17 protein-coding genes, 1 tRNA gene and 1 pseudogene are annotated in these 25,191 nt (G+C 62.3%); 13 read left to right on the top strand and 6 right to left on the bottom strand.

Annotated elements, in window-relative coordinates:
- The first annotated feature begins 158 nt into the window (after positions 1-158).
- The 4 genes from ACVW0Y_RS18845 to ACVW0Y_RS18830 all read left to right on the top strand — a co-directional run bounded on the left by ACVW0Y_RS18845 (position 159) and on the right by ACVW0Y_RS18830 (position 5,702).
- Complete coding sequence (locus ACVW0Y_RS18845; RefSeq protein ID WP_457440377.1) at positions 159-1,766, top strand: carboxyl transferase domain-containing protein; 1,608 nt, start codon at positions 159-161, stop codon at positions 1,764-1,766.
- Positions 1,767-1,873: 107 nt separating this feature from the next.
- The gene (locus tag ACVW0Y_RS18840; RefSeq protein ID WP_457440375.1) at positions 1,874-2,674 is read left to right on the top strand and encodes a gamma-carboxygeranoyl-CoA hydratase; all 801 of its coding nucleotides are present in this window, start codon (positions 1,874-1,876) and stop codon (positions 2,672-2,674) included.
- Positions 2,671-4,605, top strand: coding sequence for an acetyl/propionyl/methylcrotonyl-CoA carboxylase subunit alpha (locus ACVW0Y_RS18835; RefSeq protein WP_457440373.1), 1,935 nt, complete (start codon positions 2,671-2,673; stop codon positions 4,603-4,605). The genes ACVW0Y_RS18840 and ACVW0Y_RS18835 overlap by 4 nt, the downstream gene beginning before the upstream one ends.
- Before the next feature lie 194 nt (positions 4,606-4,799).
- The gene (locus tag ACVW0Y_RS18830; protein ID WP_457440387.1) at positions 4,800-5,702 is read left to right on the top strand and encodes a hydroxymethylglutaryl-CoA lyase; all 903 of its coding nucleotides are present in this window, start codon (positions 4,800-4,802) and stop codon (positions 5,700-5,702) included.
- A gap of 70 nt (positions 5,703-5,772) precedes the next feature.
- Here the strand turns inward: ACVW0Y_RS18830 and ACVW0Y_RS18825 are convergent, their stop codons facing one another.
- Positions 5,773-7,191 carry a short-chain fatty acid transporter gene (locus ACVW0Y_RS18825; protein ID WP_457440371.1) on the bottom strand — a complete coding sequence of 473 codons (1,419 nt, stop codon included), beginning with the start codon at positions 7,189-7,191 and terminating at the stop codon, positions 5,773-5,775.
- A gap of 246 nt (positions 7,192-7,437) precedes the next feature.
- Between ACVW0Y_RS18825 and ACVW0Y_RS18820 the strand changes: the two genes are divergently transcribed.
- Positions 7,438-8,856 (top strand): sigma-54 interaction domain-containing protein, encoded by a 1,419-nt coding sequence (locus ACVW0Y_RS18820; protein WP_457440369.1) that lies wholly within the window; start codon positions 7,438-7,440, stop codon positions 8,854-8,856.
- A 125-nt stretch (positions 8,857-8,981) separates the two neighbouring features.
- Here ACVW0Y_RS18820 and uvrB read toward each other — a convergent pair whose 3' ends face one another.
- Positions 8,982-10,997, bottom strand: a complete 2,016-nt coding sequence (gene uvrB / locus ACVW0Y_RS18815) for an excinuclease ABC subunit UvrB (protein ID WP_457440367.1) — start codon at positions 10,995-10,997, stop codon at positions 8,982-8,984.
- A gap of 187 nt (positions 10,998-11,184) precedes the next feature.
- On the opposite strand from uvrB, the gene ACVW0Y_RS18810 reads away from it, so the two are divergent.
- Together ACVW0Y_RS18810 and ACVW0Y_RS18805 are read left to right on the top strand one after the other, a co-directional pair.
- A complete protein-coding gene (locus ACVW0Y_RS18810; protein ID WP_457440365.1) occupies positions 11,185-12,381 on the top strand; it encodes an amino acid aminotransferase in 1,197 nt (398 codons plus the stop codon).
- Positions 12,382-12,462: 81 nt separating this feature from the next.
- Positions 12,463-12,538 (top strand) — tRNA-Asn (locus ACVW0Y_RS18805).
- Positions 12,539-12,776: 238 nt separating this feature from the next.
- Here the strand turns inward: ACVW0Y_RS18805 and ACVW0Y_RS18800 are convergent.
- Complete coding sequence (locus ACVW0Y_RS18800) at positions 12,777-13,457, bottom strand: thiopurine S-methyltransferase (protein ID WP_457440362.1); 681 nt, start codon at positions 13,455-13,457, stop codon at positions 12,777-12,779.
- A 98-nt stretch (positions 13,458-13,555) separates the two neighbouring features.
- On the opposite strand from ACVW0Y_RS18800, the gene ACVW0Y_RS18795 reads away from it, so the two are divergent.
- Positions 13,556-14,326, top strand: coding sequence for a DODA-type extradiol aromatic ring-opening family dioxygenase (locus ACVW0Y_RS18795; RefSeq protein WP_457440360.1), 771 nt, complete (start codon positions 13,556-13,558; stop codon positions 14,324-14,326).
- A gap of 130 nt (positions 14,327-14,456) precedes the next feature.
- Here ACVW0Y_RS18795 and ACVW0Y_RS18790 read toward each other — a convergent pair.
- A pseudogene (locus ACVW0Y_RS18790) lies at positions 14,457-16,161 on the bottom strand (DEAD/DEAH box helicase).
- Between the two features lie 80 nt (positions 16,162-16,241).
- Here ACVW0Y_RS18790 and ACVW0Y_RS18785 point away from each other — a divergent pair.
- Positions 16,242-16,529 (top strand): hypothetical protein, encoded by a 288-nt coding sequence (locus ACVW0Y_RS18785; protein ID WP_457440358.1) that lies wholly within the window; start codon positions 16,242-16,244, stop codon positions 16,527-16,529.
- 12 nt (positions 16,530-16,541) lie between these two features.
- Positions 16,542-17,333 (top strand): crotonase/enoyl-CoA hydratase family protein, encoded by a 792-nt coding sequence (locus ACVW0Y_RS18780; RefSeq protein WP_457440356.1) that lies wholly within the window; start codon positions 16,542-16,544, stop codon positions 17,331-17,333.
- A 1-nt stretch (position 17,334) separates the two neighbouring features.
- Here ACVW0Y_RS18780 and ACVW0Y_RS18775 read toward each other — a convergent pair whose 3' ends face one another.
- Positions 17,335-18,081 carry a spermidine synthase gene (locus ACVW0Y_RS18775; RefSeq protein WP_457440385.1) on the bottom strand — a complete coding sequence of 249 codons (747 nt, stop codon included), beginning with the start codon at positions 18,079-18,081 and terminating at the stop codon, positions 17,335-17,337.
- A gap of 171 nt (positions 18,082-18,252) precedes the next feature.
- On the opposite strand from ACVW0Y_RS18775, the gene ACVW0Y_RS18770 reads away from it, so the two are divergent.
- From ACVW0Y_RS18770 to ACVW0Y_RS18760, 3 genes are all read left to right on the top strand, one after another.
- Positions 18,253-19,587 carry a flavin-containing monooxygenase gene (locus ACVW0Y_RS18770; protein WP_457440354.1) on the top strand — a complete coding sequence of 445 codons (1,335 nt, stop codon included), beginning with the start codon at positions 18,253-18,255 and terminating at the stop codon, positions 19,585-19,587.
- Complete coding sequence (locus ACVW0Y_RS18765) at positions 19,577-20,317, top strand: sulfite exporter TauE/SafE family protein (protein WP_457440352.1); 741 nt, start codon at positions 19,577-19,579, stop codon at positions 20,315-20,317. Before ACVW0Y_RS18770 ends, ACVW0Y_RS18765 begins: the two co-directional genes overlap by 11 nt.
- Positions 20,318-20,428: 111 nt before the next feature.
- The gene (locus ACVW0Y_RS18760) at positions 20,429-21,775 is read left to right on the top strand and encodes a class II 3-deoxy-7-phosphoheptulonate synthase (protein WP_457440350.1); all 1,347 of its coding nucleotides are present in this window, start codon (positions 20,429-20,431) and stop codon (positions 21,773-21,775) included.
- Between the two features lie 68 nt (positions 21,776-21,843).
- Here ACVW0Y_RS18760 and ACVW0Y_RS18755 read toward each other — a convergent pair whose 3' ends face one another.
- Positions 21,844-25,071, bottom strand: a complete 3,228-nt coding sequence (locus tag ACVW0Y_RS18755; RefSeq protein WP_457440348.1) for an autotransporter outer membrane beta-barrel domain-containing protein — start codon at positions 25,069-25,071, stop codon at positions 21,844-21,846.
- Positions 25,072-25,191: the final 120 nt, after the last annotated feature.

Raw genomic sequence — 25,191 nt, 5'->3', positions numbered from 1 at the left:
CCGCAGGCTGTTGGGCGGCGCGGTGTACACCTACACCGGGGGACGCCCTGCCCTACCGCGCCCTTTGGAGCGGCTTCAGCCGCGATGCCCTTGAGTTAAAAGCATCGCGGCTGAAGCCGCTCCTACGAAAAGCAAGAATGCATTGCCTGGAGCGCCCCATGGCCATCCTTACCAGCCAGATCAACACCCGCAGCTCCGAGTTCGCGGCCAACACCGGTGCCATGTTCGAGCAGGTCAATCAGCTGCGCGCCCTGCTCGCTCAAGTCCAGCAAGGCGGCGGCAGCAAGGCTCAGGAGCGGCATACCTCGCGGGGTAAACTGCTGCCGCGGGAGCGCATCAACCGCCTGCTTGACCCCGGCTCGGCATTCCTCGAAGTCGGCCAACTGGCGGCCCATGAGGTGTATGGCGAAGACGTACCCGCCGCAGGGGTGATCGCCGGTATCGGCCGCGTCGAAGGCGTCGAGTGCATGATTCTGGCCAACGATGCCACGGTCAAAGGCGGTAGCTACTACCCGCTAACGGTGAAAAAACACCTGCGCGCGCAAACCATCGCCAAGGAAAACCGCCTGCCCTGCATCTACCTGGTGGACTCCGGCGGTGCCAACCTGCCACGCCAGGATGAAGTGTTCCCCGACCGCGAACACTTCGGCCGGATCTTCTTCAACCAGGCCAATATGAGTGCCCAGGGCATTCCGCAAATCGCGGTGGTGATGGGTTCGTGCACCGCCGGCGGTGCCTATGTGCCGGCGATGTCCGACGAAACCATCATGGTCCGCAACCAGGCCACCATCTTTCTCGCCGGCCCACCGCTGGTGCGCGCCGCCACGGGCGAAGTGGTGAGTGCCGAAGACCTGGGCGGTGCCGATGTGCACTGCAAGACGTCCGGCGTCGCCGACCACTATGCCGAAGATGATGAACACGCCCTGGCCCTCGCCCGCCGCTGCATCAGCAACCTCAATTGGCGCAAGCAGGGACAATTGAACAGCCGCCCCGCGCAAGCGCCGCTGTATGCCAGCGATGAGCTGTACGGGGTGATTCCCGCCGATGCCAAGCAGCCTTTCGATGTGCGCGAAGTGATCGCGCGCCTGGTGGATGGCTCGCAGTTCGACGAATTCAAAGCCCTGTTCGGTAGCACCCTGGTGTGCGGCTTTGCCCACCTCAATGGCTACCCGCTGGCGATCATCGCCAACAACGGCATTCTGTTTGCCGAGTCGGCGCAAAAAGGCGCGCACTTTATCGAACTGGCCTGCCAGCGCGGCATTCCCCTGCTGTTTTTGCAGAACATCACCGGCTTTATGGTCGGGCAAAAATACGAAGCCGGCGGCATCGCCAAACACGGTGCCAAGCTGGTAACCGCTGTGGCCTGCGCCAAGGTGCCGAAATTTACCGTGATCATCGGCGGCAGTTTTGGTGCCGGTAACTACGGCATGTGTGGTCGCGCTTACGACCCGCGCTTTCTGTGGATGTGGCCCAACGCGCGCATCGGCGTAATGGGTGGCGAACAGGCGGCCGGCGTATTGGCCCAGGTCAAACGCGAGCAAGCCGAGCGCAGCGGTCAGCAGCTGAGCGCCGAGGAAGAAGCGGCGATCAAGCAGCCGATCCTCGCTCAGTACGAACAGCAGGGGCACCCCTACTACTCAAGCGCTCGCTTGTGGGACGACGGCGTTATCGACCCCGCGCAAACCCGCGACATCCTAGCCCTGGCGATTTCCGCCAGCCTGAATGCGCCGATAGAGCCGACTCAGTTTGGTGTGTTCCGGATGTAACCGAGCCCCCGTAGGAGCGGCTTTAGCCGCGATTGGATCGTGAAGACAACAAGAGCATCGCGGCTGCTCCTACAGGGAGCTGCGCCGCCCAGAGAGAGAGTTTGGTCATGACTGATTTCACCACTATCGAACTCGACATCTCCAGCAACGGCATTGCCACCTTGTGGCTCAACCGCCCGGAGAAAAACAACGCCTTCAACGCCGAGATGATCCGCGAGCTGATTCTCGCCCTGGACCTCATCAAGGCCGACCGCAGCCTGCGCTTTATGCTGCTGCGCGGTCGCGGCAAACATTTCTGCGCCGGCGCAGATCTGGCCTGGATGCAGCAATCGGCAGCCCTCGATTACAACGCCAACCTCAACGACGCCCGCGAACTGGCCGAACTGATGCACAGCCTGTATCACCTCAAGCTGCCGACCCTGGCAGTGGTGCAAGGTGCAGCCTATGGTGGCGCGCTGGGTCTGATCAGTTGCTGCGACATGGCCATCGGTGCCCGCGATGCGCAGTTCAGCCTGTCGGAAGTACGCATCGGCCTGGCCCCGGCGGTGATCAGCCCCTTCGTGGTGCAAGCCATCGGTGAACGCGCCGCGCGCCGCTATGCGCTGACTGCAGAACGCTTCGACGGCGAACGCGCGCAACAGCTGGGCCTGCTGGCCGAGTGTTATGCGCCGGAGCAGCTGGAAAGCGAGGTCGGCAACTGGACCACCAATCTGCTGCTCAACAGCCCGCAAGCCATGCAGGCCAGCAAACAGCTGATGCAGGAAGTCGGCAGCGGCGTGCTGACCCCGGCCCTGCGTCGCTACACCGAAAACGCCATCGCCCGTATCCGCGTCAGTGCCGAAGGACAGGAAGGCTTGAACGCCTTTCTCAGTAAGCGCAAACCCGCGTGGCAGGAGCCTCAGTCATGATCAACCGTCTGTTAGTCGCCAACCGTGGCGAAATCGCCTGCCGGGTGATGCGCACCGCCAAGGCCCTCGGTATCGGCACCGTGGCCGTACACAGCGCCATCGACCGCAACGCCCGCCATGTGCGCGAGGCGGACTTGGCCGTTGACCTGGGCGGTGCCAAGCCGGCCGAGAGTTACCTGCTGGTGGACAAACTCATCGCCGCCGCCCAAGCCAGCGGCGCTCAGGCGATCCACCCCGGCTACGGGTTTCTTTCGGAAAACGCCGGCTTTGCCCGCGCCATTGAAGCCGCCGGGTTGATTTTTCTCGGCCCGCCCGCCTCGGCCATCGACGCCATGGGCAGCAAGTCCGCCGCCAAGGCGCTGATGGAAAAAGCCGGCGTGCCGCTGGTACCCGGTTACCACGGCGATGCCCAGGACATTGCCACCTTCCGCGACGCCGCCGAACGCATCGGTTACCCGGTGCTGCTCAAGGCTACCGCCGGCGGCGGCGGTAAAGGCATGAAGGTGGTGGAGCAGCAAAGCGAACTGGCCGAAGCCCTGGCCTCGGCCCAGCGCGAGGCGCTGTCGTCATTCGGCAATAGCCAGATGCTGGTGGAAAAGTACGTGCTTAAACCGCGGCACGTCGAGATTCAGGTATTTGCCGACCAGCATGGCCACTGCCTGTACCTCAACGAGCGCGATTGCTCGATCCAGCGCCGCCACCAGAAAGTGGTCGAAGAAGCCCCCGCCCCCGGCCTCAGTCCCGAGCTGCGCAAAGCCATGGGCGAGGCCGCAGTAAAAGCCGCGCAAGCCATTGGCTATGTCGGCGCTGGCACCGTGGAGTTCCTGCTGGATGCGCGCGGCGACTTCTTCTTTATGGAAATGAACACCCGTCTGCAGGTGGAACATCCGGTCACCGAAGCCATCACCGGCCTTGATCTGGTGGCCTGGCAGATTCGCGTGGCGCGGGGCGAAACGCTGCCGCTAACGCAGGAGCAGGTGCCGCTGATTGGCCATGCCATCGAAGTGCGCCTGTATGCCGAAGACCCGCAAAACGATTTTCTGCCGGCCACCGGCACCTTGCAGCTGTACCGCGAATCCGCGCCTGGCAGCGGCCGGCGGGTGGACAGCGGCGTGGCACAAGGCGATCAGGTGTCGCCCTTCTACGACCCGATGCTGGGCAAGCTGATCGCCTGGGGCGACAACCGCGAAGAAGCGCGTCTGCGTCTGCTGGCCATGCTGAGCGAATTTGCCGTCGGCGGGGTGAAAACCAACCTGGCATTTCTGCAACGCATCCTCGCCCACCCGGCCTTTGCCGCGGCCGAGCTGGATACCGGCTTTATTCCCCGCTACCAGACGCAATTGCTGCCTGCCCCCAGTGAACTGCCGCCGGCCTTCTGGCAATTGGCCGCCCGTGCCTGGCAACTGACCCTGGTAGCCCCGCAGCGCGACGATGACCCGCATGCGCCCTGGGCCACCACCAGCGGTTTTCGTGCCGGCCTGCCGGCGGAAACCGATCTGCATCTGAGCTGCGGCGGCGAACAGCAGGTAATCCGGCTGCGCGGTAGCGACAGCAGCGTGCAGCTGCGTGGCGACTACCTGCTGGTGGACGACCACGGCCTGCGCCGCCAGCATCTCGCCATCCGCCAGGGCGCGACGTTGTATCTGGACTGGCAGAACGAGCTGCACGCCGTGCAGCTGTTCGACCCGATTGCCGCCGCCGAAGCCAGCCATCAGCAGCATGGCGGGCTGACGGCACCCATGAACGGCAGTATCGTGCGCGTGCTGGTGAAACCCGGCCAAAGCGTAGTGGCCGGCACTGCCCTGGTGGTGCTGGAAGCGATGAAAATGGAACACAGCATCCGCGCGCCGCAGGATGGCACCGTCAAAGCGCTGTATTGCGCTGAGAGCGAGATGGTGGCCGAAGGGGCCGTGCTGGTTGAGCTGGAATAGCATCACGGCCGTCCCGGCTAAAGCCCCTCCCATAGGGACCGCAGTTCCCTGTGGGAGGGACTTTAGCCGCGACTCCTGGAAAAGAGGGCCCGTGGCTAGCTGATGCACTGTGCAGTGGTCCATCACCGTCATTCCTGCGCAGGCGGGAATCCACAATACTCAACGCAATGAAGATCGGAATGTCGGAGATTGCTATGCCCCTGCCCCACCACGTCCGCCTGGTCGAAGTCGGCCCGCGTGACGGTTTGCAAAACGAGAAACAGGCCATCAGTGTCGCGGCCAAGGTAAGGCTGGTGGACCAACTGTCCGCCGCCGGCCTGGGTTATATCGAAGTCGGCAGCTTTGTCTCACCCAAATGGGTGCCGCAAATGGCCGGCTCGGCCGAGGTGTTTGCCCAGATTCAGCGTCAGCCAGGCGTGACCTATGCTGCCCTGACGCCCAACCTCAAAGGGCTGGAAGCTGCCATTGAAGCGGGCGTTACCGAGGTGGCGGTGTTTGCCGCCGCCTCCGAGGCGTTCTCGCAAAAGAACATCAACTGCTCGATTGCCGAAAGCCTGGCGCGCTTTCAGCCGGTCATGGCGCTGGCCAAACAGCACGGGATCAGCGTGCGCGGCTATGTCTCCTGCGTACTCGGCTGCCCCTATGAAGGTGATGTGGCACCGGAACAGGTGGCGATGGTGGCCCGCGAATTGTTCGCCATGGGCTGCTACGAGGTATCCCTGGGCGACACCATCGGCACCGGCACCCCGGCCAGCACCCGCACGATGTTCGAGGTGGTCGGCCGGGATATCCCCCGCGACAAACTCGCCGGGCATTTCCATGACACCTACGGCCAGGCCCTGGTGAATATTTACGCCAGCCTGCAGGAAGGTATCGCCGTGTTCGACAGCTCGGTCGCTGGCCTCGGCGGCTGCCCTTACGCCAAGGGTGCCACCGGCAACATCGCCACCGAAGATGTGCTGTATATGCTCAATGGCATGGGCATCAGCACCGGTATCGATATGGGCAAACTGATTGCTGCCGGCCAAGGGATTTGCGACGTGCTCGGCAAGGCCAATGGCTCGCGCGCGGCTAAAGCGTTTTTGGCCAAGCAATAAGAGCATCGCGGCTGAAGCCGTTCCTACGAGATCGCGCGCTTTCGTAGCAGCGGCTTCAGCCGCGATGCTTTCAAGGAGCTACCGGCGGCGTATAGGTCAATGTGGTTCCCAACGCCCACAACAGCAACAACACCAGCGGCGCATGCACCAGCAGCTGCACAAAGGAAAACCCGATCAAGTCCCGCGCCCGCAGCCCCAGCACGCCCAACAGCGGCAGCATATAAAACGGGTTGATCAGATTCGGCAGCGCCTCGGCCGCGTTGTAGATCTGCACCGCCCAACCGCGGTGGTATTGCAGCTCGTTAGCCACCTGCATCACATAGGGTGCCTCGATGATCCACTTGCCGCCGCCCGACGGAATGAAGAAGCCCAGCACCGCCGAGTAAGTACCCATCAGCAGCGCGTAGGTGTCGTGGCTGGCGATCTGCACAAAGAAGGTGGAGATATGGTGGGCCAGGGTCTGGCCGTCGCTGCCATTCACCGTGGTCATGATCGCGGCAATCGAGCCATACAACGGAAATTGGATCAGCACGCCGGTGGTGGTCGGCACCGCGCGCGCCACGGCGTCGAGAAAACTGCGTGGCCGCCAATGCAGCAAGGCACCCACCATCAGAAACAACAGGTTGTAGGTATTCAACCCGGAGATCGCAGTGATCGCCGGCTTGCTGGCGAACTCCTGGGCCAACCAGCCGCCAGCCAGCACCACCAACACCAGGATCAGCAACGGGCTGTGTTCCAGCCACTCACCCGGGCGCGTCGGCTTTTCCAGCTTGGCGACGGTGAAACTCGGGTCAATGCCACAGGCCTTGGCATCGCGAGCACTGGCGGCACCCGGCGCGGTGACGTACGCGATGAGCAGGGACACCAGCACCAACGCCAGCAGCAACACGCCGGACTGCCAGAGAAAGATGGTTTCGGTAAAGGGGATTACCCCGGTGATGGCCAGAATCGACGGCGGCAGGCTGGTGGGATTGGCCTGCAACTGCGCCGCCGAGGAAGACAGCCCCAGCGCCCAGACCGCGCCCAAGCCCAGATAGGCCGCCGCCCCCGCCGCCCGGTAATCCATATGCAGCTCTTCGCGTCGCGCCAGGGCACGCACCAACAGGCCGCCAAACACCAGGCTCAGGCCCCAGTTGAGCAAGGACGCCGACATGGAAATCAGCGCCACCCAGGCCACCGCCTGACGTCCGTTTTTCGGCACCCGCGCCAGCACATCTATGAGCCGCGAAGCCGGCCCGGAGCTGGCCACCACATAGCCGCCAATCACCACAAAGGCCATCTGCATGGTGAATGGAATCAGGCTCCAGAAGCCGTCACCAAAGGCCTTGGCGGTCTGCTGCGCAGGGGCACCCATACCCAGCACCGCCAGGCTCACCAGCAATACGGCCAGGGTGGCGAACACCCAGGAATCGGGAAACCAGCGCTCCGCCCAATTGGAGCAACGCATGGCGAACCGCGCGAACGCGCTTTTTTCGACTTGAGTATTCATGCTCGAACCTCATGTTTGTTGTTCTACTGGCTCGGTTATCCACGGTGTCTGTACGAACGCATCGCGGCTGAAGCCGCTCCTACGGTCCGCACAACCTGTAGGAGCGGCTTCAGCCGCGATACTTTTCGGCAAACGCTCTAAACCACACAGTGTGATAGTGCCGCGCCGCTGCGTTTAGTTCCGTCTGTATGCGTCTGCCGGCCTTTCTGGCACGCTTGCCCCTCTCCCACACAAGGCCCACGCCCGATGAAAGACGCCGACAACCTCAAGGACTACCGGCAGGTACGCCAACTGGCGATCCGTTCGTTGTTCGAGATTGTCGAGCAGTCCAGTGAGGGCACGGTGATCGTCGACAAGGACGCGCGCATCGTCTGGATGAACGAGCGTTATGCCCGCCGTTATGGACAGCCCAGCGCCAAGGCGACGGTGGGCCAGGAAGTGGAAAAGGTCATTCCAGGCAGCCTGATGCGCCAGGTGGCGGAGACTGGCGAACCGATCCTGCTGGATATGCTCGACACCCCCAACGGCCCGCTGGTGGTGATGCGCCTGCCAATCCATGACGGTGCCGGCAAGGTGATCGGGGCCATCGGTTTTGCCCTGTTCGACCAGCTCACCCGCCTGGCACCGCTGGTCACCCGCTTCACCCAGATTCAGAAGGAACTGGCGTCCACCCGCTCGCTATTGCAGGCACGCCAGGCCAAATACAGCTTTTCCCATTTTATTGGCACCAGCGCCCGCAGCCTGGAGGTGAAACGCCATGCGCGGCGTGGTGCCAGCAGCGAAAGCCCGATCCTGCTGCTGGGCGAAACCGGCACCGGCAAGGAACTGCTCGCCCACGCCATTCACAGCGCCAGTGCACGGGCCTACAAGCCCTTTGTCAGCGTCAACTGTGCGGCGATTCCGGAGAATCTGCTGGAAGCCGAGTTCTTCGGCACCGCCCCCGGTGCCTTTACCGGTGCCGACCGCAAAGGCCGTTCCGGCAAGCTGCAACTGGCCGAAGGCGGCACTCTGTTTCTCGATGAAATCGGCGACATGCCCCTGGCCCTGCAAAGCAAATTGCTGCGGGTGCTACAGGAGAAGGAATACGAACCGCTGGGCTCCAACCAGATGCTGCGCAGCGATATCCGCCTGATCGCCGCCACTTCGCTGGATCTGGAAAGCGCAGTGAGCGCCGGCCGCTTTCGCGCCGACCTGTACTACCGCCTGAATGTGCTGCCGATTCAGGTGCCGCCGTTACGCGAACGCCTGGACGACCTGCCGGCGCTGTGCGATGCGATTCTCGATGAACTGCTGATGGGTGATGGACGTGGCCATTTCGAACTGGCTGGCGATGCCCTCGCCCTGCTCGCCAGCCATGCCTGGCCGGGCAATATCCGCGAGCTGCGCAATGTGCTGGAACGGGCGGCGTTGCTTAGCGACGAGCCCGTGCTGAATGCCGCCGCGCTGCGGGTGGCGATTGGCCGGTTAAGTCCATTGCCCGCCCGGATAGCGCCCAAAGTCAGTGGCGACCAGGACTTCTACAGCGCCCGCGCCGCGTTTGAGCGCCAGTTGATCGAACAAAGCCTGGCGGCGCACAACGGCAATGTGGTGGAAGCGGCGAAGCGCCTCGGGTTGGGGCGCTCGACGTTGTACAAGAAGATGGTGGCGCTGGGGATTGGCGACTAGTAACACCGACTTCCCATCCACCACCGTCATCCCAGCGCAGGCTGGGATCCAGAATCTCGGACCATACGGATATTTACGCACGACACGAAAGTCTGGATCCCCGCCTGCGCGGGGATGACGGGGGGTTATACCTGCAACAACCGATCCCGCAGCTTGGTGATCTCATCGCGCATCTGCGCCGCCGCCTCGAACTCCAGGTCCCGCGCCAACTGGTACATCTTCTCTTCGAGCTGACGGATACGTTTGTTGATTTCGCTGGGCGAGCGCAGTTCGTTTTCGTAGCGCGCGTTTTCTTCCGCAGCCTTGGCCATACCTTTGCGCTTGTTGCTGCGCGAGCCTGGTACCACGGCACCTTCGAGGATGTCCTGGACGTCTTTCTTCACCCCCTTGGGGATGATGCCATTGGCCAGGTTGAAGGCGATCTGCTTGTCTCGCCGGCGCTCGGTCTCGCCGATGGCGCGCTCCATCGAACCGGTAATCCGATCGGCATACAGAATCGCCCGGCCATTGAGGTTGCGTGCGGCGCGGCCGATGGTCTGGATCAGCGAGCGCTCGGAACGCAGAAAGCCTTCCTTGTCGGCGTCGAGAATCGCCACCAGCGACACTTCCGGCATGTCCAACCCTTCGCGCAGCAGGTTGATGCCCACCAGCACGTCGAAGGCACCAATGCGCAGGTCGCGGATGATTTCCACGCGTTCAACGGTATCGATATCCGAGTGCAGATAACGCACACGCACGCCGTGGTCGGCCAGGTAGTCGGTAAGGTCTTCGGCCATACGTTTGGTCAGGGTGGTGACCAGCACGCGCTCATCGATGGCACTGCGTTTCTTGATTTCCGACAGCAGATCGTCCACCTGGGTGGTGGCAGGCCGCACTTCGATCTGCGGGTCGACCAGACCCGTCGGCCGCACCACTTGCTCGATCACTCGGCCGGCGTGCTCGGCCTCGTATTGGCCCGGGGTGGCCGAAACAAAAATGGTCTGCGGGCTGATGGATTCCCACTCGTCAAAACGCATCGGCCGGTTATCCAGCGCCGAGGGCAGACGGAAGCCGTATTCCACCAGGGTTTCCTTGCGCGAGCGGTCGCCTTTGTACATGGCACCCACCTGCGGCACGCTGACGTGGGACTCGTCGATCACCAACAGGGCGTTGGCCGGCAGGTAGTCGAACAGGGTTGGCGGTGCCTCGCCGGATGCGCGCCCGGACAGGTAGCGGGAGTAGTTTTCGATGCCGTTGCAGTAGCCCAGTTCGACGATCATCTCGATATCGAAACGGGTGCGTTGCTCCAGGCGCTGGGCTTCCACCAGCTTGTTATTGGCGCGCAGGTAGTCCAGGCGCTCCTTGAGCTCGACCTTGATGTTCTCCACCGCGCTCAGCAGGTTTTCCCGCGGCGTCACGTAGTGGCTTTTCGGGTACAGGGTGTAGCGCGGCAGCTTGCGCAGCACCTCGCCGGTGAGCGGATCGAAGGAGGCGATATTTTCGATCTCCTCATCGAACAGCTCGACGCGAATGGCCTCCAGATCCGATTCCGCCGGGAAGATATCGATCACATCGCCGCGCACCCGGAAGGTGGCGCGGGCGAAGTCGATATCGTTGCGGGTGTATTGCAGGTCAGCCAGACGGCGCAGCAGCTCGCGCTGGTCCATACGGTCGCCACGGTCCAGGTGCAGGACCATTTTCAGGTACGACTGCGGGTCACCCAGGCCGTAGATGCACGACACGGTGGTGACGATGATCGCGTCAGAACGCTCCAGCAGCGCCTTGGTGGCTGACAGACGCATCTGCTCGATATGGTCGTTGATCGAGGCGTCTTTCTCGATAAAGGTGTCCGAGGACGGCACATAGGCCTCGGGCTGGTAGTAGTCGTAGTAGGAGACGAAGTATTCGACCGAGTTGTTCGGAAAGAAGCTCTTGAACTCGCCATACAGCTGCGCGGCCAGGGTTTTGTTCGGTGCCAGCACCAAGGTCGGACGCTGCACCTGGGAGATCACATTAGCGATGCTGAAGGTCTTGCCCGAGCCGGTCACGCCCAGCAGGGTCTGATGGGACAGCCCCGCTTCCAGGCCTTCCACCATTTGTCGAATGGCCTCTGGCTGATCGCCAGCGGGCTGAAAACGGGTCACTAACTGAAACTGCGACATTCATTACCTCGACAAAAGGCTGTGACGTGGCGAAAAACCCTACGTCAAACCTGGCGAAATGCGTGCAGACGTTATCGCCCCACGCAACCTTGGTCGCTATACTAGCGGCCCACTTGCGCAACCCCTAGCACCTGCGTTGCAAGGCGGTTGTTTTGGTTTACCACCCTCTTCTTCGAGCTCCCGCATCATGAGTTTGTTCTCTGCCGTCGAAATGGCTCCGCGTGACCCTATCCTTGGTCTCAATGAAGCATTCAACGCCGACACCCGCACCACCAAGGTAAACCTTGGCGTGGGTGTGTACTGCAACGAAGAGGGCCGCATTCCGTTGTTGCGCGCCGTTGCCCAGGCCGAACAGGCACGTATTGCCGCGCATGCACCGCGTGGTTACCTGCCGATCGAAGGCATTGCCGCCTACGACCAGGCCGTACAAAAACTGATTTTCGGTGCCGACTCGGCACTGCTGGCGGAAGGCCGTGTGGTCACCACCCAGGCTCTGGGCGGCACCGGTGCGCTGAAAATCGGTGCTGACTTTATCAAGCGTCTGCTGCCGGACGCCGTGGTCGCCATCAGCGACCCAAGCTGGGAAAACCACCGCGCACTGTTCGAATCCGCCGGTTTCCCGGTACAGAACTACCGCTACTACGACGCCAGCACCCACGGGGTAAACCGCGCCGGCCTGCTGGAAGACCTGAAGGCCCTGCCCGCCCGCTCGGTGGTCGTGCTGCACGCCTGCTGCCATAACCCGACCGGTGTGGACCTGGGTACTGACGACTGGCTGAACATTCTCGAAGTGCTGAAAGAGCGCGAGCACGTGCCCTTCCTCGATATCGCCTACCAGGGTTTTGGTGACGGTATAGAAGAAGACGCCGCCGCAGTCCGTCTGTTCGCTAAATCGGGGCTGACCTTCTTCGTTTCAAGCTCGTTCTCGAAATCGTTCTCGCTGTATGGCGAGCGCGTGGGTGCGCTGTCCATCGTCACCGAGTCGAAAGATCAGGCCGCCAAAGTGCTGTCGCAGGTCAAACGAGTGATCCGCACCAACTACTCCAACCCACCGACCCACGGTGCCACCGTAGTCGCTTCCGTGCTCAACAGCCCGGAACTGCGTGCCCTGTGGGAAGAGGAACTGGGCGAAATGCGCGTGCGCATTCGCGACATGCGCATTGCCATGGTCGAGCAACTGGCTGCCCTCGGTGCCAAGCGCGATTTCAGCTTCGTCGCCCAGCAACGCGGCATGTTCTCCTACTCCGGCCTCACCGCCGAACAGGTTGAACGACTGAAAAGCGAGTTCGGCATCTATGCCGTCAGCACCGGCCGTATCTGCGTCGCCGCACTGAACACCCGCAACCTCGGAGCCGTCACCCACGCCATCGCCAACGTCCTGTAAAAATCTTCAGGGGAAGCTTGCTCACGCTTGACTTCCCCTTTTGAATCAGTAGGATACGCACCGTTGTCGAAAGACAGCTGTTCCGCGATAGCTCAGTTGGTAGAGCAAGTGACTGTTAATCACTGGGTCCCTGGTTCGAGTCCAGGTCGTGGAGCCAAATTCAAAAAGCCTCAGTTTCGACTGGGGCTTTTTTATGCCCTGAATATTTCGTACCGCAGCAGCTGACCTCCTGCCCTTCGAATTGCTGGAGCTGCGTGAACAGGAATCATGAGGCCAATATCAGAACAACCGTCGTCCCAGCGCAGGCTGGGACCCAGAGTTTTGGAACGAGCGGTGTTTTCTTGAAAGACGCTGGACCCCAGCCTGCGCTGGGATGACCCGAGCTATCGTCGTCACTAACGCGAAGGCGTGAATCCAGCGGTCCGCCGAAGGCGATAGACACGCTCATCCATCCGACTCAACCCACGCTGCAAAAACTTCCAGTTTTCTTCCGCTTGCAGCCCATTCTCGACATGCAGCAAAAGCGGCTGCCATTCTCCCAACAACGCCTGCACCTCCTCATCCGGCACCGAAAACGGCGGCCCATCCATTTGGCTCTGCTCGTAATCCAGGCTTACCAACAACCCCTGGCAGCCACTCGGCAGCACCCTCGTCAGATGCTGTGCATAGGCCTCACGCGCTGCTGGCGGAAAGGCTATCAGCGCCGCTCGGTCGTAAAAGGCAGTGCAGTCGCGTATATCGTCGGCAGTTAGCGCAAAGATATCGCCACACCAGAGCTGCACATTCGCAGCCTCATACACACGGAACGCGCCCTGCTCACGCACCTGCGGCTGCAGTTCCTGCTCGCGGAAAAAATCGACCACCGCTTGCTCGACCAATTCCACCCCGAGCACCCGATACCCCTGCCCCGCCAGCCACACCATATCCAGGCTTTTTCCGCATAACGGCACCAGCACCTGCGCGTCGGCGGGCACATTCAGTTGCGGCCAATACTGTTGCAGATAGGCATTGGTGGTCGGCGCATGAAAGCCGATCTGGTTGTTCTGCCAGCGCCTTTGCCAGAAGTCGGGCTGCATGATTGCCTCACTAATTCGATCAAATTGCTCGAAATTTTATACTGGTTTTCGATATATCCAAGCTCGAAGATGCGGCCATGAATATCGAGGATCTGCCCATGTCGCTCCCTAGCCTGTTTATCTCCCATGGCTCGCCCATGCTGGCGCTAGAGCCCGGTGCCAGTGGTCCGGCCCTTGCCCGCCTGGCCGCCGAGCTGCCAAGGCCGAAGGCCATTCTGATGGTGTCCGCACACTGGGAAAGCAATCAACTGCTGGTCAACAGCAACCCGCAGCCCGATACCTGGCATGACTTTGGTGGCTTTCCACCGGAGTTGTACGCGGTGCAATACCCGGCACCGGGAGCGCCAGAGGTAGCGGTCGCCGCCCGTGATTTGCTAGTGGCCGCTGGCCTGCCGGCCGAGCTGGATGCCAATCGCGTGTTCGACCATGGCGTTTGGGTGCCGCTGAGTTTGATGTACCCGGATGCGGATATACCTATCGCTCAGGTTTCCATCCCTACCCGCCTCGGCCCCGCCTTCCAGACCCGTGTCGGCCGTGCGCTGGCCAGCCTGCGGGAGCAAGGCGTGTTGCTGATCGGCTCGGGCAGCATCACCCACAACCTCGGCGAGCTGAACTGGCGCGCCGGGCCGGAAGTGATCGAGCCGTGGGCCAAAGCCTTCCGCGACTGGATGGTCGATCACCTGGCTGCTGACGATGAACAAACGTTGCATGACTACCGCAGCCAGGCACCGTTTGCCGTGCGCAGCCACCCGCGCGATGAACACTTGTTGCCGCTGTACTTTGCCCGGGGTGCGGGCGGTACGTTCAGCGTCGCGCACAAGGGGTTCACCATGGGGGCGCTGGGGATGGATATTTATCGCTTTGGTTGAAGATCAAGAGCATCGCCGCTGAAGCCGCTCCTACGGATCACGCGCCCTTGTAGGAGCGGCTTCAGCCGCGATGCTTTCGCCCATAAAAAAACCCGCACTTGGCGGGTTTTTTATCGACTAGCGCAGGCGCTTAGTCTTCGCGATAGCGACGCAGCTTCAGCTGCTTACCGGCAACGCGAGTGTCTTTCAACTTGGTCAGCAGACGCTCCAGACCTTCTTCCGGCAGTTCAACCAGGCTGAAGCTGTCGCGCACCTGGATGCGGCCGATGGCTTCGCGGGCCAGGCCGCCTTCGTTGAGGATCGCGCCCAGCAGGTTCTTGGCGGCGATACCGTCGCGTGCGCCCAGGGCGGTACGGCAACGGGCACGGCCTTCGGCCAGCGGCATTGGAGCGCGACGCTCACGCGGCTCGCTACGCTCGGAACCGGCAGGACGCTCGCTACGCTCACGCGGTGCGCTGGTCGGCACCAGTGGCTGCTCACGCTCCACTTCCGCCAGGGTCAGCGCTTGGCCATTGGTGGCCTTGCGCAGCAGGGCCGCGGCCAGGGCACGCGGGCTGCAACCGATATCAGCGGTCAGACGATCGAGCAGATCACCGTGGCTGGCTTCGGCATCGGCAACCAGCGGCGCGAGGGCGTTGGTCAGCTTCTTGATGCGGGCGTCCAGCACTTGCTGGCCGTTTGGCAGGCGCACTTCGGCAACTTTCTGCCCGGTAACGCGCTCGATCACTTGCAGCATGCGACGCTCACGTGGAGTCACCAGCAGCAGGGCGCGACCGGTACGGCCAGCACGGCCGGTACGGCCGATACGGTGTACGTAGGATTCCGGGTCGTACGGCATGTCCACGTTCATTACGTGGGTGATGCGCGGTACGTCGAGACCACGAGCAGCAACGTCGGTAGCGACAACGATGTCCAGACGGCCATCTTTGAGCGACTCGATCACGCGCTCACGCTGGTTCTGGGCGATATCGCCGTTCAGCGCAGCAGCCTTGTAGCCTTTGGCTTCCAGCGCGGCGGCCAGGTCCAGGGTGGCTTGCTTGGTACGTACGAAGGCGATCAGCGCGTCGAAGTCTTCCACTTCCAGCAGACGCAGTACGGCAGCGTGCTTCTGGTCAGCGTGAACCAGCAAGTGAGCCTGCTCAATGGCGGTCACGGTCTGGGTTTTGGTTTCGATTTTGACGTGCTTCGGGTCACGCAGGTGCTTTTCAGCAATGGCGCGAATCGAGTGCGGCAGGGTGGCCGAGAACAGTACGGTCTGACGGGTAGCCGGCATGGCCTTGAAGATAACTTCCAGGTCATCCATAAAGCCCAGCTTGAGCATTTCGTCCGCTTCGTCGAGAACCAGGTGCTGAATAGTCGACAGCACTTTTTCGTCGCGACGCAGGTGGTCAACCAAGCGACCCGGGGTAGCCACAACAATTTGAGCGCCATTACGGATGGCTTTCAGTTGTGGGCCCATCGGTGCGCCGCCGTAAACGGCAACCACGTTAACGCCAGGCATTTGCTTGGAGTAGGTTTCGAAAGCGGTAGCAACCTGCAGGGCCAGCTCGCGGGTCGGTGCCAGGATCAGCGCTTGTACTTCGCGCTTGGCGGGGTCGATGCGATTCAGAATTGGCAGGGCGAAAGCGGCGGTTTTACCAGTACCGGTTTGCGCCTGGCCGATCATGTCGTGGCCGGCAAGAATGACCGGAATGGCCTGCAATTGAATAGCCGACGGCTCTTCGTAACCGGTAGCGATTACTGCAGCGAGAATATTGGGGTTAAGTCCGAGCGCGGCGAAGCCGCCGGATACCTGGGTCATGGGTCTGCCTCAAAGTGCATCCGCAAAGACCCATGTTCCAAAGCTGCGCATGCCGTGTAAGACCCGAAGGTAACCCTGGCAGCCCTGTAGGCGGGGATTTGCGAAAACGTATTAATGAAAAAAGAAGATATTCAGGATGCTCACTTGGTGAACTGCAACCGAAGCTCGCTCCGGGAAAAACCTGCAAAACCTGAACACGGCTGTCTGAAGCCGGCGCGCACTATACCGGAAAATCTTGACCTCGGTGAAAGTTTTGCCAAGAAAATCCTGACGCTCCGCCAGCCGGTCACCGATTTAGACCGCTGCAACGCTTGTGAGCCGTGGCGCACAGGCGTACATGGACAAGCCAAAGCAGCCCAGCTATACCGCACCAGTCGCCCTCTTTCTTGCCACTTCCAATAAGGATAAATCGCCATGAGCAGCAGCAACGAAGGCCGCGTTACCCGTGAAAAACGTGGGCACATCATGCTCATCGGCCTCGACCGGGCGGCGAAACGCAATGCCTTTGACCTGCCGCTGCTCAACGACCTGACTCTGGCCTACGGCGAATTCGAACGCGACAGCGAAGCCCGGGTGGCGCTGGTGTTTGCCCATGGCGAGCACTTCACCGCCGGCCTGGATCTGGCCAATGTCGCCGCCACCTTTGTCAGCGGCTGGCAGATTCCGCCGGGCGGCTGCGACCCCTGGGGCGTATTCGGTGGGCCGCGAGTGAGCAAGCCGGTGATCGTTGCCGTGCAGGGGTACTGCTACACCATCGGTATCGAGCTGATGCTCGCCTCCGATATCAACCTGTGCGCCAGCAATACCCGTTTTGCCCAGATGGAAGTGCAGCGCGGCATCTTTCCTTTTGGCGGTGCCACCCTGCGCATGCATCAGACCGCTGGCTGGGGCAATGCCATGCGCTGGCTGCTGACCGGTGACGAGTTCGACGCCCACGAAGCCTGCCGCCTTGGCCTGGTTCAGGAAGTGCTGGCCAGCGAAGACCTGCTGCCGCGTGCCCTGTACCTCGCCGAACGGGTGGCCGCCCAGGCACCGCTGGGCGTGCAGGCCACCCTGGCCTCGGCACGCCAGACCATCAACGAAGGTGAAGACGCGGCCGCCGCCAACCTGCCGCTAACCATGCGCCGGCTGATGGCCAGCGAGGATGCCCAGGAAGGCGTACGCGCCATGCAGGAACGCCGCCCCGGCACATTCAAAGGGCGCTGATTCAGGTGGCCGGGCGAACCAACTCGATCAGAGGCTGGAGGGAATAACCGAGCTGCGCCTGCAACGCCGCCGCGCGTTGCTCCAGCGCGGCGATATCCAGTTGCTGATCGAGATCGGCCGGCACGAGCAGGATCACATTGCCCTCCTTGACCGGCAGCTCCCAGTAGTGACGGTGGTACAACCCACGCAGCAGTGCCGCGCCCAGGGGCTTGCCGTCGTCACTGGCCCATTGGTTGATCACCAGCCAGCCGCCCGGATTGAGGCGCTGCTGACAGCCTTCGAGAAAGCGCCAGGCCAGATGGCCAACGGCGGGGCCGGTGTCGGTATACAGGTCGACGAAAATCAAGTCGGCACACTCGGCACTTTCCAGCAGCTCCAGGGCATCGCCGATGCGCACGTACAGCCGCGGATCATCGTCCAGGCCCATATATTCCATGGCCAGGCGCGGCACATCCGGGCGCAGCTCGATGGCCTCGACATCCTCCAGCGGCAGAAACTTCAGACAGGCCTGGGTCAGGGTACCGGCACCAAGGCCGAGAAACAGCGCACTGTCCGGCTGCTCGTGGCACAGCGCGCCAATAAACATGGCGCGGGTGTAGTCGTACTCCAGCCAAGTGGGCTCGGGCAGGAACACGCAGCTCTGCTCGATGGCATCGCCAAACTCGAGAAAGCGGTAGTCGCCCACCTGCATGACCTTGATCACCCCGTGCTCGTCATGCACCTCGGCCAATAGCAGCTCTTCGGTCAGCTCGTCCCGTGGCGGCTGTTCAGGCATTGCAGTCTCCAGCGTTCATGACATCCCCGACCAGAGGTTTGCAGGGAAAGGCGCAGATTGTCATTGAAGAGTCGGGGCCTGGTCACGCGATAATTCGCCCACTCAAGCCCTGCCTACAATAAGAAATTCAGGAGCACGTCATTTATGTACGCCATCATTGGTGCCGGTCCTATGGGCCTGTGCACTGCCCGACAGCTGCAAAAACACGGCATCGCCTTTATCGGCTTCGAGCTACACGACGACGTCGGCGGCCTGTGGGATATCGATAATCCCCACAGCACCATGTACGACTCGGCGCATCTGATCTCTTCCAAGGGCACCACCCAGTTCAGCGAATTCCCTATGCGTGACGAGGTGGCACCCTACCCGCACCACAGCGAAATGCGCCGCTACTTCCGCGACTATGCCGAGCATTTCGGCCTCTATGAAAACTTCCAGTTCGGCACCCGCGTGCTGCGTATGGAGCGTCAGGAGAAAGGCTGGAAGCTGTACACGGAAAAAGCCGGCGTCGCCCATGAATGGCAGTTCGACGGCGTGCTGATTGCCAATGGCACCCTGCACAAACCCAACCTGGCCAAGCTGCCGGGCCAGTTCAGCGGCGAGCTGCTGCACTCCAGCGACTATCGCTCGGCGGAGATTTTCGCCGGCAAGCGCGTGTTGATCGTCGGCTGCGGCAACTCGGCCTGCGATATCACCGTGGACGCCGTGCACCGCGCCGCTTCGGTGGACCTCTCGGTGCGCCGCGGCTACTACTTCCTGCCCAAATTCCTCCTCGGCCGGCCCATCGACACCTTTGGCGGCGCGGTAAAACTGCCGCGTGCCTTGAAGCAACGCATCGACGGCCTGCTGATTCGCGCGCTGATCGGCAAGCCGTCCAACTACGGGCTGCCGGACCCGGATTACAAACTCTACGAATCGCACCCGGTGGTGAACTCCCTGGTTCTGCATCACCTTGGCCATGGCGATATCAAGGCGCGCCGCGACGTGGTCAATGTCGACGGCAAATGGGTGACCTTCACCGACGGCGAGCAGGCCGAGTACGACCTGATTCTGCAGGGTACCGGCTACAAGCTGGACTACCCCTTTATCCAGCGCAGCCACCTCAACTGGCCGGAGACTGCCGGTGCGCCAAAGCTGTACCTCAATGTGTTCCATCCCGAGTACGACGACCTATTTATGATGGGCATGGTCGAGGCCTCGGGCCTGGGCTGGCAGGGGCGTGCCGAGCAGGCCGAACTGGTAGCGCTGTTTATTCGCCAGCTGCAGGCCGACAGCCCGGCGGCCAAAGCCTTCCAGGCCACCAAGCGCGAGCGCGCCAGTATTCGTCTGGATGGCGGTTACCAGTACCTGGAACTGGAGCGCATGGCCTACTACGTACACAAAGATACCTACCGCCAGAGCATCGCCGAACACGCCGCCGAACTGGCCCTGGCCGAGGCACACGCGACGCCATTGGGCGCCACCGCGAATGCCACCTGAGGTTCATCTGGCGCTAGGCGTTTTTATTCTGCTGGCCTACACCCTGGAAGCCATTACCGGTTTCGGCAGCGTGGTGATTGCCCTGTCGCTGGGGGCCCTGCTGCTGCCCATTGAGCAACTGCTGCCGATTCTGGTGCCGCTGAATATCGCCATGACCGGGTACCTGAGCTGGCGCTACCGACGCCTGATCGACCGGCGCTTGCTGCTCGGCAGCATTCTGCCGGGCATGCTGCTGGGAACGCTGCTGGGCTATTGCCTGTTGCCGTGGCTGGACGGCCAGGCGCTGAAACGCGGCTTTGGTGTGCTGGTGTTGTGGTTCGCCGCGCGAGAGCTGCTGCGCCGCCCGAGCGCAAAAGTCCGCCATGTACCGATCTGGATCATGCGCGCCATCACCACCGCCGCGGGTATCTGTCATGGCCTGTTTGCCTCTGGCGGGCCGTTGCTGGTGTTCGCCCTGGCCGGCAGCAATCTGGATAAAAGCCGCCTGCGCGCCACTCTGGTGGCGGTGTGGTTCACCCTCAACGGGCTGCTGACCCTGGCCTTTCTGCTCGATGGCCGGCTGCTGCCGGCACTGCCGCAGGTGCTGAGTTATGCGCCCTTGCTGGTGCTCGGCGTGTGGGCAGGCGAGCGCCTGCATCGACAAGTGCACGAGCGCTATTTCCGAAACGGCATCTATGCGCTGCTGATGATCACCGGCGTATTGCTGATCGCGCCGTGGACATTGTTCTAAAAACGCGTATGCAGTGCCTCTATCGCGCCAATCGGCAGCCTCTGCGCTTGTGAGCCCGGGCTGATCGGTTACCATGCCTGTCCGCCTAATCTGCTTGAGCCGAGAACCTCGATGTCGCAACCATGGAGCCCCAGCAGCTGGAGAGCTAAACCCATCCAGCAGCAACCGCAGTACCCAGACGCCGCCCACCTGAGCACCGTTGAACAAACCCTGGCCGGTTATCCGCCACTGGTGTTTGCCGGCGAAGCGCGCGAACTGCGCCGCCAGTTTGCCGAGGTCACCCAGGGCCGTGCGTTTCTACTGCAAGGGGGCGATTGCGCCGAGAGCTTTGCCGAGTTCAGCGCGGCGAAAATTCGCGACACCTTCAAGGTGCTGCTGCAGATGGCCATCGTCATGACCTTCGCCGCCGGCAGCCCGGTGGTAAAAGTCGGGCGCATGGCTGGCCAGTTCGCCAAGCCGCGTTCGGCCAATGACGAAACCATCGACGGCATCACCCTGCCCGCCTACCGCGGCGATATCGTCAACGGCATCGGCTTCGACGCCAAAAGCCGCGTGCCAGACCCGGAGCGCCTGCTGCAGGCCTACCACCAGTCCACCGCCAGCCTCAACCTGCTGCGCGCCTTTGCCCAGGGCGGTTTTGCCGACCTGCATCAAGTGCACAAATGGAACCTGGAATTTATCGAGAACTCGGCGCTCGGCGAAAAGTACAACCAACTGGCTGACCGCATCGACGAAACCCTGGCCTTTATGCGCGCCTGCGGCATGGACACCTTGGCGCAAGTCCGCGAGACCAGCTTCTTCACTGCCCACGAAGCGCTGCTGCTGAATTACGAGCAAGCCTTTGTGCGCCGCGACAGCCTGACCGGCGGCGACTACGCCTGCTCGGCGCATATGCTGTGGATCGGCGACCGCACCCGTCAGGTGGACGGTGCCCATGTGGAATTCCTGCGTGGCGTCGGCAACCCCATCGGCGTGAAGTGCGGGCCGAGCATGAGCAGCGAAGACCTGATCCGCCTGATCGATATCCTCAACCCGGACAACGATCCAGGCCGCCTCAACCTGATCGTGCGCATGGGTGCCGACAAGGTCGAAGCCGGCCTGCCGCGTTTGCTGCGCACGGTAAAAGAAGAAGGCCGCCATGTGCTGTGGAGCTCCGACCCCATGCACGGCAACACCATCAAGGCTTCCAGCGGCTACAAGACCCGCGACTTCGCGCAGATCCTTGCCGAGGTGAAACAGTTCTTCCAGGTCCACGAAGCTGAAGGCACCTATGCCGGCGGCATTCATATCGAGATGACCGGACAGAACGTCACCGAATGCATCGGCGGCTCGCGGCCGATTACCGAAGATGGTTTGTCCGACCGCTACCACACCCACTGCGACCCGCGGATGAACGCCGATCAGTCGCTGGAGTTGGCCTTCCTGATTGCCGAAACCCTGAAAGGCGTGCGGCGCTAACGCCGCGGCAGGTTGGGTCGGTCTGCGTTCGGTGAGCGCCGCGAAGACCAATCCAACCTACCCGCGCTCTACCACGTCCAGTTCAACCCCACCCGCCCCTCCACCCCATGGCTATTGTCGCCGTCCAGGGCCAGGTTGTAGTCGGTGCTGGCGAACACTTCCAGATTGCTCTGCAGCAACCCCGACACACCAAGTCCGGCCTGCCCCCAACTGCCGTTCATATCGGCATGCAGGGTCACAGGAAAACGGCCGCTGGGTGCCGAAAAAGTGGTGCTGGCGTCGCTGCCAAATGCTTGCCAGGCGTTAAGCCGTAGCCAGGTGGTCAGGGGCCGACCACTCTGGCGGTCTTGCTGATGCACCAGGCGCACACCCAGGCGACCGTAGGTCATATCGAGATTGCCCTGGTCGATGCGGGCAAAACGGTCGGCACCATCATCAATGCCAGTGTGCTGGTGAATCACCTGCGCCTGCGGCTCGACCACAACATTGCCACCCAGCTCGATCGGATAGCCGCCCTCCAGCGAGCCGAGCAGCCCATAGGCGCGGAACTCCGCGGATTCGCCCTGGCTGGAGCGGGCACGCAGGTTGTCGTACCAGGTCGCCTGCACCACAGTGTCCAGATAAGCCCCGCTGTCGCCCTTGCGGTTCCAGTAGCCGCCCAGGGAATAGCCGTTGACGCCCGACGTACCGGCATTGCCACCGTACACGCCAGCCACATCCGCGCTGGCGCGGCCGACGGCAACATAGGCACCGGCGCTGTCGTGGCTGCCATCGGTGTTGGCATGGCGATACAGATCCGCACCGGCGGCCATGCCGGTAACCGTGTAGTCGTAGGTCGGGCCATTGCGGGTAAAGCTTTGCAGACGGCTGGACGCACTGCCGCCGTGGTCGTAACCCACCGAACCGCGCTGGCCATATACCCGGCTCCAGGTAGCGGGCTGTGCACTGGGGTCGGCAGTTACCTGAGGGTATTGATCGGCCCCTACCCGGTCGTGATAAGTGCCGAGCATGGCCAGGCCCAGGCGGTTGAGCATGGCGGGCACGGCCAGGTTCACCGGCACCTCGTCACGGTAATTCGGCAGGCTGGCTTCTTCGGGATCGCTGGCAACCCGGGTCGAGCGCAGGTACCAGTTCTGGTCGGCAGGGTCGCCGCCGGTGACGGGATCGGCACCGTAGAACAGGCTGTACTCATAAACGCCCGCCGCCACCCGGCTGCCCAAGGTAAAGGCACCGGCGGTAGTGCCGTTGTTGCCCTGCACCACTTGCACACCCAGCCCGCTGGTGGGGCCGCCCAGCCCGGCCAAACTGCCCACCCGCAGGGCGGTCTCGCCATTTACCGCGTTGCCGCCCAGCTCCAGCACCAGCAGGTCGGCAGTGGTTGGTTGGCCGGGCTCGAGGAAGGTGTTGAAAAACACCTGACTGCCCGGGGCGAAGGTGAGCTGCTGGCTGTCGAGGGTAAAGAAGCTGCGGGCGGTCTGCCGCCCGCCAAGGGACAAATCGCCGCCCAGAGTGAGCTGATCGGCAATCACCGTGCCGCTGCTGCCGCCCTGCAAGGTGCTGCCCGCCGCGGTGGTAAATACGCTGGGTGCCGGTCTGCCGACAGTGCTGGCATGCACGCCATACACCGCATTGTTGGCCACCTCGAAGGTACCGGCCTGCACGCTGGTGTTGGCATACACAGTCGACCAACGATCTGCGGCGCTGCTGTACTGCGAGCCATCGAAACTCACCAGGCCGGGACCATTGCTGACCACCGAGAGCAGTCCGTTAGCCGCGTTGCTGGTGATCGGATCCAAAAAGCGGATGGCGTTGCCGCTGTCGGCAAAGAAAGTGGCCACTGCACTGCCGCCGCCATTGTTCAGATACAGGGCGTTGGCCCGGGCGGTGCTGGCTGTGCCTTGGCTATTGCCGCTGAAGGTCATGTCGCCACTGGTAGCCGCCAGGGTCAGGTTGCCAGCGGCCCAGACCACCCCGCCAAGGGTGCCGGCGCTGTTGCCCTGGGCGATCAGGCTACCGTCCAGACGTAATGGCGCATCGCTGTAAATGGCACCGCCTCGCCCGGTAGCCAGGTTGTTGGACAGGGTGATGGTACGACCGCGGATCAAGGTTTCCACCCCCGCACCCAGGTTGGCAATCGCGCCGCCGTCGCGCACGCCACTGAGCGCCTGCCCGGCGGCGTTGTAACCGGCCCGGTTGCCGGTGATGGTGACCTCGCCAGCCGCGTTGCCGATGGCCACATCGATATTGGTGTTGGTAAAGATCGCCCCGCCGGCTTGCCCGGCGATATTGTTTTGCAAGGTCACATCACCGCCGTTCAACGACAGGCTGATATTGCCAGGACTGGTGGCGGCTACGGCGGCGAAGATGGCACCGCCGCGGCCGGTGGTGGTGTTGTTGGTCATGCTGGTGCTGCCATTGACCGTGACACCCACCCCCGAAGAGAACGCGCCACCATCGAATGCGGTGCCGGCCAGACCGGCAGCATTGGCGTCGGCAAACAGATCGCCATTGATGATGATGGCCCCGGTCGAACGTATCGCCCCAGCCATACCGGCAGCCTGATTTCTCGAGATGGTCACCGTGCGACCGGTGATAACCAGCGGGAAATTGTTGCCACCGCCATTTCCCAGCGCCCCATGGCCATAGTTAGCGTTGGCACCCGAGATAAGCCCGGCAGAGTTGTCAGTGATCAGCACAGTACCGTTGGCATTGCCGATGGCCAAGCCACCGGGCATCTGGCTATACAGCGCGCCGCCATTCTGCGAGGAGTGGTTGTTGGTGATGACCACATTGCCGGATGTGGTCGCCAGATTCAGGTGTCCGTTGGCGTAGATGGCACCTCCGGTGCCAAGCCCCTGGTTACCGCTGATGGTAATGGTGCTGCCTTCGCTGGCATTCAGGTTGAGATTGGTGCCGGTAAACAAACTGCCACCGGCGCTGGGGCGCGAGCCGCCGGTAAAGGTCAGGTCGCCGACCACATTGACCGTCACCGTCCCCGAGCCGGTGAAATTGCCAAAGGCTGATGCGCCGTTGTTCAGGGTAATCACACTGCCGCCCGCCGCCGCCTCAATGGTCAGGCCGACGCCAACGGGCAAGGTCCGGGCAAAGTTGGCCGCCGGCGAGGCACCTGGGCCGAAGAGGTTGGCGTTGCCCTGCAGAATCCAGCGGTCACCCGCTGTGCTGGCCGGCACGACTGTGGTGTCACCCAGATTGCTGCCGTCGGCCACGGTGATGGTGGCAGCCGAAGCCTGGCTGCAGGCCAGGGCCAGAAAGGTGAATGCCAATAGAGTTTTCAACGAGCTTGCTCTCCCTGACCTTGGTCAGCAGGTGTAAACAGCTCGAACCAACAAGCGGTTTACTGACAAGCTCTACTCCACCACAACGTCCCTGGGGCAGCCCTCGGACGCCCCTTATGA

This window comes from Pseudomonas sp. TE3786, from assembly GCF_054057335.1.
This window is presented reverse-complemented; position numbering and strand designations above follow the sequence as displayed.